Source organism: Breznakia pachnodae (genome assembly GCF_030814225.1).
Classification (GTDB): domain Bacteria; phylum Bacillota_I; class Bacilli_A; order Erysipelotrichales; family Erysipelotrichaceae; genus Breznakia; species Breznakia pachnodae.
The window spans coordinates 189,368-202,241 of sequence record NZ_JAUSUR010000001.1; the positions used below are offsets into that span (position 1 = coordinate 189,368).

General features: G+C 32.7%; 16 protein-coding genes and 2 tRNA genes. 4 read left to right on the top strand and 14 right to left on the bottom strand.

Features of this window, described 5'->3' with window-relative positions:
• Positions 1 to 8: 8 nt before the first annotated feature.
• From J2S15_RS00920 to J2S15_RS00950, 7 genes are all read right to left on the bottom strand, one after another.
• A tRNA-Arg gene (locus J2S15_RS00920) sits at positions 9 to 85 on the bottom strand.
• A gap of 77 nt (positions 86 to 162) precedes the next feature.
• Positions 163 to 627: a metallophosphoesterase family protein gene (locus tag J2S15_RS00925; RefSeq protein ID WP_307404583.1), complete on the bottom strand. Its 465-nt coding sequence runs from the start codon at positions 625 to 627 to the stop codon at positions 163 to 165.
• Positions 628 to 629: 2 nt separating this feature from the next.
• On the bottom strand, positions 630 to 1,589 hold the full coding sequence (locus J2S15_RS00930; protein WP_307404585.1) for a metal ABC transporter substrate-binding protein: 960 nt from the start codon (positions 1,587 to 1,589) through the stop codon (positions 630 to 632).
• Between the two features lie 8 nt (positions 1,590 to 1,597).
• Positions 1,598 to 2,158, bottom strand: a complete 561-nt coding sequence (gene mreD / locus J2S15_RS00935; RefSeq protein ID WP_307404586.1) for a rod shape-determining protein MreD — start codon at positions 2,156 to 2,158, stop codon at positions 1,598 to 1,600.
• Positions 2,159 to 3,013 (bottom strand): rod shape-determining protein MreC, encoded by an 855-nt coding sequence (gene mreC, locus J2S15_RS00940; RefSeq protein WP_307404587.1) that lies wholly within the window; start codon positions 3,011 to 3,013, stop codon positions 2,159 to 2,161.
• Between the two features lie 84 nt (positions 3,014 to 3,097).
• Positions 3,098 to 3,778 (bottom strand): RadC family protein, encoded by a 681-nt coding sequence (gene radC / locus J2S15_RS00945; protein WP_307406394.1) that lies wholly within the window; start codon positions 3,776 to 3,778, stop codon positions 3,098 to 3,100.
• Positions 3,779 to 3,889: 111 nt separating this feature from the next.
• Positions 3,890 to 4,768, bottom strand: a complete 879-nt coding sequence (locus J2S15_RS00950; protein WP_307404589.1) for a hypothetical protein — start codon at positions 4,766 to 4,768, stop codon at positions 3,890 to 3,892.
• Between the two features lie 154 nt (positions 4,769 to 4,922).
• Here J2S15_RS00950 and J2S15_RS00955 point away from each other — a divergent pair.
• A tRNA-Lys gene (locus J2S15_RS00955) sits at positions 4,923 to 4,998 on the top strand.
• 73 nt (positions 4,999 to 5,071) lie between these two features.
• A complete protein-coding gene (locus tag J2S15_RS00960; RefSeq protein WP_307404591.1) occupies positions 5,072 to 5,563 on the top strand; it encodes an NUDIX hydrolase in 492 nt (163 codons plus the stop codon).
• 83 nt (positions 5,564 to 5,646) lie between these two features.
• On the opposite strand, the gene J2S15_RS00965 is transcribed toward J2S15_RS00960, so the two are convergent.
• Both J2S15_RS00965 and J2S15_RS00970 read right to left on the bottom strand, forming a co-directional pair.
• Positions 5,647 to 6,225, bottom strand: a complete 579-nt coding sequence (locus J2S15_RS00965; protein ID WP_307404593.1) for an SOS response-associated peptidase — start codon at positions 6,223 to 6,225, stop codon at positions 5,647 to 5,649.
• Entirely contained in the window at positions 6,225 to 6,815 is a 591-nt protein-coding gene (locus tag J2S15_RS00970; RefSeq protein WP_307404596.1) for a LexA family protein, read from the bottom strand. Before J2S15_RS00970 ends, J2S15_RS00965 begins: the two co-directional genes overlap by 1 nt.
• A gap of 132 nt (positions 6,816 to 6,947) precedes the next feature.
• On the opposite strand from J2S15_RS00970, the gene dinB reads away from it, so the two are divergent.
• Both dinB and J2S15_RS00980 read left to right on the top strand, forming a co-directional pair.
• Positions 6,948 to 8,216: a DNA polymerase IV gene (gene dinB, locus J2S15_RS00975; protein ID WP_307404598.1), complete on the top strand. Its 1,269-nt coding sequence runs from the start codon at positions 6,948 to 6,950 to the stop codon at positions 8,214 to 8,216.
• Positions 8,213 to 8,455: a hypothetical protein gene (locus tag J2S15_RS00980; protein ID WP_307404600.1), complete on the top strand. Its 243-nt coding sequence runs from the start codon at positions 8,213 to 8,215 to the stop codon at positions 8,453 to 8,455. The genes dinB and J2S15_RS00980 overlap by 4 nt, the downstream gene beginning before the upstream one ends.
• A gap of 52 nt (positions 8,456 to 8,507) precedes the next feature.
• Here the strand turns inward: J2S15_RS00980 and J2S15_RS00985 are convergent, their stop codons facing one another.
• From J2S15_RS00985 to J2S15_RS01005, 5 genes are all read right to left on the bottom strand, one after another.
• Entirely contained in the window at positions 8,508 to 8,681 is a 174-nt protein-coding gene (locus J2S15_RS00985) for a hypothetical protein (RefSeq protein WP_307404602.1), read from the bottom strand.
• A 102-nt stretch (positions 8,682 to 8,783) separates the two neighbouring features.
• Entirely contained in the window at positions 8,784 to 9,272 is a 489-nt protein-coding gene (locus J2S15_RS00990; protein ID WP_307404604.1) for a DNA-deoxyinosine glycosylase, read from the bottom strand.
• Positions 9,269 to 10,567, bottom strand: coding sequence for a 30S ribosomal protein S12 methylthiotransferase RimO (gene rimO / locus J2S15_RS00995; RefSeq protein WP_307404606.1), 1,299 nt, complete (start codon positions 10,565 to 10,567; stop codon positions 9,269 to 9,271). The genes J2S15_RS00990 and rimO overlap by 4 nt, the downstream gene beginning before the upstream one ends.
• Positions 10,568 to 10,679: 112 nt before the next feature.
• Entirely contained in the window at positions 10,680 to 11,924 is a 1,245-nt protein-coding gene (locus J2S15_RS01000) for an ABC transporter permease (protein ID WP_307404608.1), read from the bottom strand.
• A complete protein-coding gene (locus tag J2S15_RS01005) occupies positions 11,924 to 12,838 on the bottom strand; it encodes an ABC transporter ATP-binding protein (RefSeq protein WP_307404610.1) in 915 nt (304 codons plus the stop codon). Before J2S15_RS01005 ends, J2S15_RS01000 begins: the two co-directional genes overlap by 1 nt.
• Positions 12,839 to 12,874: the final 36 nt, after the last annotated feature.

Genomic DNA, 12,874 nt, shown 5'->3' on the forward strand with positions numbered 1-12,874 from the left:
TTTATAAATGGCGTCCACAGAAGGATTCGAACCTTCGACCGCACGCTTAGAAGGCGTGTGCTCTATCCAGCTGAGCTATGTAGACAACTGCTCAATTATAATATCAAATATCTGGATAAAAGGCAAGGTCAAATTATCAAATACAGTGCGAATTTCAATATTTTATTTTAGAAACTCAAACTCTACACTAATTTCGCCTGTTTGATCATCAATCATCATGATTGCATAAGATGGTGGTCTACCATCTCTGGCATGATAAATTGAACCTGGATTAAGGATATGAATTCCATCCTTAACTTCATAGTATGCAACATGAGTATGGCCATAAACAATAATGTCACAGCCCATCTCTTTTGCTTTTTTCATCATTTTTTCTTCTCTTTTGAAATAACTGAACAAATGAGAATGAAACATAATTAATTTGTGTTTACCTAAATTCAATGTAATCTCCAATGGATAATCATAATAATCATTATTTCCACATACTGTAATGAACTTAGGATATTCACTTGGATCTAAACAAATATCTCCAGCATGTAAGAAATAATCAGCATCTGCATGTTTATCTAATACCATATCCAATGGTTTTCTCAATGAATGCGAATCACTAACTACTACTATTTTCATACTTAATTACCTATACTTTCTAACACCTTGAAATTCTCATACATTATCGTCAGATAATCCTGGTTCTTTTCCTGTTCATATTCACTCAAAGATGATATGTTACTTAACTCTATTGGAATTAAACCTAACTCTTCTACAAGCTCATTATACAAAGCTTCCATCTCCGGTGTAAGATTTTGCTCGTGAGCTATATATTGTACTCCATCATCTATAATTCTCTGTTTGATGATTGCAAGTTGATTATCATTTGGCAATGCTCCATATTTTGATAATATCACAGGATACACCTGAATGCCAAATGTATTTTGCCAATTCCCAAAAGAAGGTGTGATAGATACAAAAGAAATATTTTTATTACTGTCTTTAATAGTTTGATACTGTGCATCTAAATTCGTTAAATCAATTTCTAATTCTTCATAATTCTTTTTAAACTCTTTTTCCAATTCAGGATATTCATTAATAAGATAATCACGAATTGTTTCAGCAGAACTCAACATCATCAACGGATCCATCCAAACAAATGGATCTTTATTATAAGTATTAATATCATTAAACACATCACCATCATAGTAAGAAGATTCTACGAGGCTTGTAGTACCATCTACAGTAGTTGGTGTATAACGATTGAAATTATAAAAATGCCCAAAGGTACTTAAATCAACATAGTTAGACTGAATACTACGAATATCTTGACCATATAATTCAAAGTAAGGTTCCATTCCTGAAACATAGAATAAGATATCACTCTCCTCTAACATACTTTCATAGTCATCACTAATACCTGCTGCCTGTATAAGCGTACCATCCGACAAATTACAGGTACTAATATTGTCTCCACCTATTCTTTGTACCAGGTATTCAACTGGATATGAAGTTGTACAAACTACATGGCTCTTACTATCACATCCTGAAGTTGTGAAGATAGAACTCATTAATAATATAATTACTAAAAACCGCTTCACTACTTCACCTACTTTCTAGCTTTGGTTGCTTTATATAAGAATAATCGTTCTTCCTTTCGAATACGTAATTCTTTCTTTTTTAAATGACTGTCTCGCAGATTTGCAAAGAAAAATAAGATAACTACAAAAACTGCATTTACTACAATTGTAAGGAACATTCGATTGGTAATCCAAACCATAAAGGATACCGTTGTTTGTCCTGTCACTAACATCAGTCCATATGTAATCAGTTGCATCGCAAACAATGAACTGATACAGATTACAACACTCTCAAGCAATGTTTCTCCTAAGTGTTTTGTCCATGCTTTTACGATAATACATAATAAACTGAAAATAAATGTATATACTAAAAATGAATCCGTATAAAAGAAATCGTAAAACATTCCACTCAACACGGATAATATCATCGCATCAACAAAATCCATTTTACGGATTGTTAGAACTAGTCCACATACACCAAAACAAGATACAAAATACATATGTCCCATTGTGAAACTTACTGGAAAAATTGATTCTACTGCCCCATCAATTAAGAAGCAGACAAATACAAATAAATATTGAACTAACATTTATTTCACCTTCAATACACTTACATAATTAAAACTATCAAAGTTTACGGCTGGTTTCACAAGTACTGATTTCCCAACCTCATCATACTTATCACTAACTTCTGAAACCTTTCCAATTAAAATACCAGAAGGAAACACTTGTCCAGTTCCCGAAGTAATAATTTTCATTCCTTCTTCTATTTTCACATTAGAATCATATACATTTACCGTATACATTCCTGTATCGGGATCATATCCTTCTAAAGTTCCACCAGCTGTTGTGTCTTTGTCAATCTCCACACGTATTGAAATTTTTGTATCAGCAGATGACTCCGTTAACAACTTTACTTTAGAACTGTTTGGATTGGCTTCCACTACCTTTCCGATTAAACCTTTACTACAGATAACTGCCATATCCTCAGTAATACCGTCGTTAGTTCCTTTATCTAATGTAATTGTATTGGACCATCCTTGGGTATCACGATTTAAAATGTTTGCTGAAATACTTTCATAGTTACTGTTAGAAGTTAACTCATTTAATTCTTCTAATTCCTGTAGTTTTCTTTTCGTTTCATCCAATTCTGCTTTATACATATTTTGTGAAGCTAACTCACTTCTCAACTCATCATTTTCATCTTTTACTTGCCACAGACTGCTTAAATCTTCTGAAAATCCAGTAACTGTTTGTACTGGATGATCGATTAATGAATATCGTAACATTGAGAAAACATCATATCCATACTTTGAAGCAACATTTCCTCCAATGAATCTTGTAAAAACACCAAATCCTAAACAAATTACACAAACGGTAATTAAGATTTTCTGAATTCGAGTAAATCGAAACTTTTCTTTATAAACTTTTGAAAAACGTTCCATATATCTTATACCTTTCTATGTCCTCTATTATAAACTATTCAGGTCAAATAATAAAGAAGGGGTTTTATGTGAAATTTACCCCTTCTACTTCATTAATCCTTGTTCTTTAAAACTGAAATAATCATTATTTGAAACTACAATATGATCAAGAACAGGTATACCAATGACAGTTCCTGCATCAACTAGTGTATTTGTAAAGGTTATATCTTGTTCGCTAGGGATACAGCTCTGACTTGGATGATTGTGCGAAACAATAATACTGGCAGCATTCTTTTTTACTGCTTCTTTATAAATATCTCTGGGATGGGCTACACTGGCATTCAATGTTCCTATAAATATTGTTTTTTCAAAAATAATCTGATTCTTAATATTCAAAAACAAAACATGAAAATTCTCCTGCTGTTTAAATCCAATCTTCTTACTAAGGTATTCAACTAAGTTCTTTGGTGAATTCACCTGAAATCCATTCACAACATTTTCATAGGACACTCTTTTACTTATTTCAAATACTGCTAGAATTTCTAAGGCCTTTGATGAGGATACACCTTTTATACTCACTAGGTCTTCATAACTCATCGTTCCAATACTGGAAAAACCACTTACCTTTTGTAAAATACTGTCTGCTAAATCTAATACAGAAGTTCCTTTATATCCACAACGCAGAACAATTGCAAGCAATTCTCTATTTGATAAACTTTCAATTCCGTTTAGTATCGCTTTTTCACGTGGCCGTTCTTGAATTTGAATTTCTTTTATTTTTACTATATCACCTCATTTTAGTTTCCCTCTAATCATTTATTAGAATAAATTTTAGTTTTTCCTAACTTTTTTTACTAAAATGTATGTAATTAATTGAAAGGATAAGAAAAAAGGAGATTATTTATCTCCTCCAGTTTCTGTTTTTGAAGTATCATCACTGCCGTCGGTTGCATTTGAGTCATCTTCCTTATCTTTGGCAACTTCAGGGTTTACATACCATACTTTAACTGATTCTTTTCCATTATTCTTGACTTCATAATATCCATTTAAATAATCCTCTAAACCATTATCCGCAATGTATTGTTTCCATTCTTCTTCGGTATAGAAATTTACATAAGGTGCAGCCAATAACTGATCTTCTGGAATATACGAACAAATTTTATCTTTGTTATATAACGCATCTGCACAAGCATAAACTGGATCTGGAGTAGGAGTTGTTTCCTTCTCTTCTGTCATGATTATCACTTTTGCTTCTTTTTCAGTTGAATTTCCATGCTCATCAGTTGCTGTTACTGTAATTTTATATTCACCTTCACTAGCAAAATCAACTTTTGAACTGTCTACTGTTATTGTAACTGTACTCAAATCACGAGCATAAAAGTATTTTCTTAAATCTGAATCAATTGATCCTTTTACCAAATGAATTGTATCTTCAAAATCTTCAAACTTTGGTGCTACAGTATCTTTTACCCGAACAACTAATTTCTTTGTTTTTTCTTTTTTATCTTCTTTATATGTAATCTCACCCATGTATGCTCCAACCGCTGGGTAGTTTGCATCACCATCTGTTTTATAATCATCAAATGTAACCTTTGCACTATCTAATATAGTTGTGCTATCTGTATCTAAATAAGTAGATGGATCTGTTGATAATTTCTTTCCATATTCTACAGTAAATTCATCTTTTTTTAATTCTACTTCCTCGGTCTTTCCCCCACATGCAACTAACCCCATCATAAGACACACAGTTAATAATGAATATACTAGTTTTTTCATATTCTTCACTCCTTAAAGTTTATGCAATTATCATAGCACAACCAAAATTAATTAACATCTTTTTTTTAGTTTTTCATAATTTAATTACTTTTGTAATCTCTTTTCTGTTGACTTATAAAGGAACACTTTGATATAATCACTATGTTGGAATTTTGACTTGTTAGCTCAGTTGGCAGAGCAACTGACTCTTAATCAGTGGGTCCAGGGTTCGAATCCCTGACAGGTCACCATGTAAAAGAAATAGTGCTTATCATCTTTATTGATGTTAAAGCACTTTTTTATAAATAGAAGAGGAAATTGATTATGGAACTATGGGATGCATATAATAAAGATGGAAAAAAATTAGATATTGATTTGATTCGTGGACAGGATATTAAACAAGGGTTATTTCATCTTGTTTGTGAAATAGTAGTTCGTCATATAGACGGTAGTTATCTTATGATGTTACGTGATTATAATAAAGATATATATCCTGGCTATTATGAACTGGGTGCTGGTGGAAGTGTTTTAAAAGGAGAATCCTCAATAGAAGGAGCAGCTAGAGAGTTAAAGGAAGAAACCGGAATAGCAGCTAATAATTTAATTCTTATCTCTACTTATTGTGATAATAAAACAGCAATTTATCATAGTTATCTATGTGAGACAGATATTAATAAGAATGATATAGTACTTCAGGAAAATGAAACTATTGGTTATAAATGGATAAGTAAAGATGAACTTGTTGAATTTATGAACAGTGACTCATCTATTGCCCATCAAAAAGTACGATGGTTAAACTACCAACATATTATTTAATGTATAAGAGCAACTGATTAAGAGTCAGTTGCTTCTACAATAAAGGCTCATGATTTCATTTATCATCATGAGCCTTTTTACTATTAGAACAACGATGCTTGTTCTGGTTTACGTGGGTTTTCTAAATCCCACATTAGAATATTTGTTAGTTTTGGATGACACCACTTATCCTCATCATTACCATATAAATATTCATGAACTTCTTCATCTTCTAAAATAAATGGTAATCTTGAATGAATTGGTGCAAACTCAGTTGTTGCTTTCTGGGTCAAAACTACAAAACAGTTTTGATTTCCTATTCTTGTATAGATTCCTGCCATATTCATTAGTTTGCCATCGATTCTTCTTACAACATATTTATTCTTATACTTATCCCATTCATAAAACGATGGGACTTTTACTATACATCTTCGATGTATGAAACTATCTTTAAAGAATTCTTTAGTATTTACTGTTTCCTGTCTTGCATTGATAATCGACTGACCTTTTGACCAATCTGCCTTCATACCCCACAGCATCTTTATAACACCAGTCTTGGTAATTACAGGATACTCCATACCTGGACTAACTTCCACTGATCCATTTGTATCAAACAATTCTCTATTATCCTCTAACAGAAATAACAGTTCTTCTTTGCTAAGAGATGAGAAACGACCACACACTACACAAAACTCCGTTTCACATGCAATACATGTCCAATAATTTTCACTGGTAACAATTCTATTTCACTTTTATTAAAAATCTTATTCTCAACCTGTGGATTGGATGCCTCCAGTATCAGTAAGTCATCTTTCTTTAATACACGTTTAATAGTGACTTCTTCTTCAATCATAACTACTGCAATTGCATTGTTAGGAACTTCCTCAGCCTTTCTGACAAATACCAAATCACCTTCAAAGATGCCATCACCTGTCATTGAGTCTCCACTGACCTTTAAATAATAATCTCCTTCTCTGGCTTCTTTATCACTTACCTCCTCATATCCCAAAATATCTTCATTAGCATACAAATTGTAACCAGCCTTTACTGTCCCAATAATTGGTTTTACAAGATGTTTTGTATCTTCTTGTAATGCACTTGCAGACAGTCGTAAAACCGTTGCTAAGCGTTCCAGTTTATCTTTAGGTATTTTCTTAGTTGATCCATCCAACCAACGATATACACTAGATACACCAACGTCTAACTGTTTTGCTACTTCTTGTGGGGTTAGACCTAAAAGTGTCATCTGTGTTCTTATAATATCTACATTCATAATCTTCCTCCTATCCATATATTACCATTTTAACATCGAATTCGCAACATTATAAATAATTAATAATGTTTAATTCCCATTTTATATTGTTTTATGGGAATAAATATGATATTTTATAAATGTGAGGTACATATGTATAAAGATGAAAGAGTTATCCTACATATTGATATTAATCATTGTTATGCTCAGATAGAGGAAATGTTGCATCCTGCTTATCGTGATATTGCAATGGCAGTTGGTGGCAGTGAAAAAGAACGTCATGGAATCATACTGGCAAAGAACCTAAAAGCGAAGCCTTTTCAGATTGCTACTGCCGAACCAATTCGTAGTGCCTTGAAGAAATGTCCTGATTTATTAATTATTCCCCCTGATATGAAAAAATATCAGTATTATACTGCATTAGTTAAAAGTATTTTCTACGAGTATTCTGATCAGATTGAGGATTTCGGATTAGATGAAGCCTGGGTCGATGTCAGTGCTTCTCAATCATTATTTGGTAATGGTATGTCGATTGCTAAAGAAATACAAGACAAAGTGTTATCGGAATATGGATTGACAGTTTCAATTGGTGTCAGTTTTAATAAAGTATTTGCAAAATTAGCATCGGATATAAAAAAGCCTTCTGGTTTAATTGAAATCAGTAAAGATAACTATAAAGAAGTTGCATGGAACAGAAAAGTAGAAGAGTTACTTATGGTTGGTAAATCAACAACAAAGAAGTTACATGAACTGAATATTTTAACAATTGGCGATTTAGCAACCACTTCTATCAAATTACTAGATAAACATTTTGGAAAAACCGGAATGATGTTATGGAACTATGCAAATGGTGTGGAACATAGCGATGTCGATACTTCCAAACGTGAACGTGCTCCTAAATCCGTCAGTAACTCATGGACAGCTCCAAAAGATATTGTTACTTATCAGGATGCTCGTCTTGTATTAGAGCGCTTGAGCAACTCGGTAGCCACTCGTATGCGTGGCAAACAACTAGTTGGTAATGTGGTTACATTATCACTTCGTGATGTGAAACTGTCACGTTGTACAAGACAAAAGAAACTTGATTATTATACGGATATGAGCAAGGATATATTTTATGAGGTATCTTTACTCTTGTTGGATAATTATGACTTCTCTATCCCTTTACGCAGTATCGGAGTGGCAATCAGTAATTTAAAGCCTGCTGCAGATCACTGCCAGCTAAATCTATTTGAAGATGAAATTGAAAAACTACAGAATCGTAATGTTGAAATAACAATTGAAAATATAAGAGAAAAATATGGTTTCTTCAGTATTGATAAAGCTTCTGCTTTGTTGGACCGAAAACTTAACAAGGTTAATCCTAGAGGAGATCATATAGCGTTTGCAAGAACAATGTATAAAGGAAGTGATGAAAGATGAAATTGTTCAAGAAATATGTAAAAGTAATTTCACTATGTGACGAGGATGGAAATTTGACTCCTGGATATATTGTATGGATCAATGGACAAAAATATAAAATCGATAAAGTATTAGAAAGCAGACAGGCTGCTTCCCCTGCTGGTGGTTGTGGTATACGTTATCGTTGCTTAATTGATGGTAGAGAACGTAATTTATTCTATGAAACAAATCGATGGTTCGTAGAAACCTACAGACCTTAAAAAGAGTTCAGATATTGGCTAATCTGAACTCTCATTTTATTAGTTTATAATATTATTCATCCTCATTGTTTTTTCGTTGAATATAGAGACCGACAAGTGCAATAATAATTGCTGCAACCGCTATCGCCATAGCAACGAACCCCGATACCGTATATGGATTTCCTGTAAGAAGTAATACAAAAGCAAAAGCAATAAATAAATAATATGCCATTGAGCGAATTTTCATAGTATCTCTCCTTCCCTTTATACTTATATTATAAAACAAATTTATAATATATACATCCATTTGAACGAAAAGTGGAAAAATTGGAAGAAAAAAAGAAAGAACTTAATCTTTCTTCAATACTTTATGTAATGCTGCAAACCATTTCTCGAACAAATCAGCTTCTTTAATTGTTTGATTTGCATTACTTGTTGATGGTAAATATGTAACAACAATATCTAGATTGTGAAAATGTTTTTGAAATAAATCATAACTTTTCTTTCCATTACAAATAACCATTTGAAGCGTGGGGTATGTTTTCAAGACTTGATCAATTGGATTCACTTCTTCATTATGAATGTTGGAATCCAAACTTCCTTCTCGCTCACAAGAACCAATTACATCCCATAAAGCAATGTGATGTTTTTTTAATGTTTGAAGTTTCATTTCATAAGAATCAAATTCAACATCAAAATATCGAGCCATAATTTTCCAGAACCGATTATGCTTAAATCCATAATATTCCTGTTGCTTTAAAGAAACTACCGATGGCATAGAACCTAAAATTAAAAGTTTTGGTTGTTCTCCAACTACAAGTGGAAAGCCTTGAATCATGATACGTGAACACCAATCAAATCATATGGTAGAGCTTCATTTACTTTTACTTTCACAAAACTTCCATATGGTAGTGCCACATCACTTGTAAACACAACCATACCATCGACTTCATCTGGTGCATTCATCTTTGAACGTCCACGATACTTTCCTGTTAAACCTTCTTGAGATTCAACCAGTACTTCAATTTCTTTTCCAATAAACTGACGATTGTTTTCTAATGCAATTTCTTTTTGACGAGCCATCAGCTTATTTAAACGCTGTTCAGCGATTTCTTCATCAACTTGCTCTCTCATATCATAAGCGATTGTATCTTCTTCAGGTGAATACGTAAATGCACCCATACGATCCCAGCGTACTTCCTCAAGGAAGTCATATAGTTCCTCAAAGTCTTTCTCTGTTTCAGTAGGAAAACCAACAATAAACGTTGTACGTAATGTAGGATATTCAAATGTTTCACGAATATATTTGATTGTTTTTAAAATATCTTCTTTCTCACCACGACGATTCATCAATTTTAATAACCGATTATTGGCATGTTGCATTGGAATATCAAAATAAGGTAATACCTTTTCTAATTTCTTCATTCCAGTTACTAGTTCAGGTGTTATTTCATCTGGATACATATATAAGATACGAATCCAGTGAAGTCCATCAATTGCATTTAATTCTTGAAGCAACTTTAAAAGACTTAGTTCTCCATATATATCCAATCCATATTTCGTAGTATCTTGAGCAATCACAACAAGTTCTTTTACCCCCTGTGATGCTAGATGATTTGCTTTTTCAACCAGTTCTTCCATTGGATAGGAACTATTTCCTCCACGAATCAAAGGAATCGCACAAAAGGTACAGCAATTATTACAACCCTCTGCAATTTTCAGGTAAGCTGTATAAGGTTTACTTGACAGAAGACGTTCACTTTTATTATAAGACTTCAAAGGATTACCTAAATGATATTCTAAAATTTCATGTAAGTGAGGATACTCCTTAATACTAATAACAGCATCAACTTCTGGAATTTCCTTTTCTATATCTTCTTTATAACGCTGAGCTAAACATCCAACAACAATTAATTTCTCAAGATTTTGCTGTTTATACTCTGCCATTTCTAATATCGTGTTTATTGCCTCTTCTTTAGCAGATGCAATAAATCCACAGGTGTTAATAATAATTGCCTGTGCTTGTTTAGGGTCATTTACCAACTCATGTTTCCCATGGGTCAACATCCCCATCATTGTTTCACTATCTACTAAATTTTTGCTACATCCTAAAGAGATAAAACCAACTCTCATACTACTACCTCATTTCTTCTAACTGATTATACCTTATTTACCATTTCTTTCAAATGCTTTTACAAAAGAAAATAAACTACCAGCTGCATTAACTGGTAATTTATTATGTTTCTTAGTCTTTTGATTTTTTAAGCCACTTTAATGCATGAGTAAATTTAACTTGGTTACCATACATTAATGTACCACGACGATAAATCTTAGCAGCTGCAAATCCAATTGCTGCCGTTGATGCAACCAGAATCACAAGTGAGATAAGAACCTCTACAAGTGGTACTTCCACCATTGCCATTCTTGCAAACATCGCCATTGGTGAACTGAATGGTACAAATGAAGCAATCTTGAATACCATACTAGATGGATCCATAATTCCCATATATACCACAAAGTATACTGCAATAAATACTATCGTAATTGGTGTTGAACTACTATTTACATCTTCACTCTTAGAAACAAGTGCTCCAAGTGCTCCGAAGATAAATGAATAGAATAAGAATCCTAAAATTCCAAACACTGCAAATGCAGTAATTACAGATGTAGGAATATTAAATACCATATCCAACATTCCATTCCATGCCGCACCATTTAGTGTGTAAGTGGCAATTGCACTTCCTAAGAATAATGCAACCTGTAAGAATGCAGCTAAAGCTCCTGCAAGAACCTTACCAAAGATTAATGCATTTGTATTAGCACTGGTAACCAGTAATTCCATCGTACGATTTCCTTTTTCACTCGCTACGGTTGTTGCAATGATACTACCATACATAATAATAATCATATAGATTAAGAATATTAAGATAAATGTATAAATAATATTGTTTGCTCCATCATTTCCTAGTGTTACTGTTGTTCCTGCTGTTGTATTCTGATAATAAATACTCATAATCTGATTAGAATCTAAACCAGCTTCATCAAATGCAGCATTACGCTTAATCTGAGACATTGCTTCACTATAGATAGAACTTGTCATATCAGTCATACTTGAATCATTTACATAGTAAGTAAATGAGTAATTATCTTTAATTTCAAAACCACCATCTACTTTGTCATCTTTTACTAATTTCTCTAATTCATCAACTGAATCAACTGTTTTGAATTTAGCATTCGGGAAATACATTTTAATTGTTTCATCTTCCCCTTTTAATAAATCATTAGCATCATATACAGCATAATCACCTTCACTGGTAAATTGCTCAACAATGCTGTCGCTCATACTTCCACCATCTACTTCTCCAAGTACACTAGGAAGTGATAAACCAACAACTGAAATCAATACAAAGATGGTTGTTGTAATAATGTAAGCTTTTGCTTTTATTAGTCCTAAGAATTCAAATTTTAATATTGTAAAGAACTGTTTCATTATTCATCACCTGCTTTCCAAACAAAAATGTCTGTTAATGTAGGTTTATAATCACCAAATGTTTCAATTTCAACATCACTTTTGGTAACTGCTGTTAAGAAATCTTTCTTTGTATAACCATTAAGAAGTTCAAGAATTACAAACTCTTTCTTTTCTCCAACGATTGAAACAAGTTCAGCAAACTTATCAGCACAGATTGCTTTTAGTTCACTGATAGAATAGTTCTCAGCATTTAAAATAAGTTTCTTTTCTCCAAGATCTTTTTGAATACTTTTTAAATTACCATCCATAACAATTTCACCACGATTGATAATAACAATTTCTTCACAGAACTCTTCTACATAACTCATTTGGTGACTTGAGAAAATCACTAGTTTTCCTTCTCCAATTTTTTCATTAATTAAGTCTTTTAATAATTGTGAGTTTACTGGGTCAAGTCCACTAAATGGTTCATCCAAGATAATAATATCTGGATTGCAAATTAATGTCTGTGCCAGTTGGACTTTTTGCTGATTCCCTTTTGAAAGAGTTTCTAACTTTCTGTTTGCATATTCGGTAATTTCCAGTTTCTCCATTAAATCTTTTGCATTTACTTTTGCTTCACCTGCGCTAATACCACGAAGTTCACCAAAATAAATAAGTTGTTGAAGAACCTTCTTCTTTGGATACATCCCTCTCTCCTCAGGCATATATCCAATTCTATAATCTTTTGCACGAAATTCTTTTCCATCAATCAGAACTTCTCCTGATGTTGGTTTAAACACATCCATAAGAATACGGATTGTCGTTGTCTTTCCTGCACCGTTTCTCCCCAATAGTCCTAATGCTTTTCCATCTTCTGCTGAAAATGAAATACCATGTAAGACTTCATTGCCATCGAAACTTTTGCGGATATCTTTAATCTCTAGTTTCATCTTTTCCTCCCATAATAGTTTCATGATATCATACTT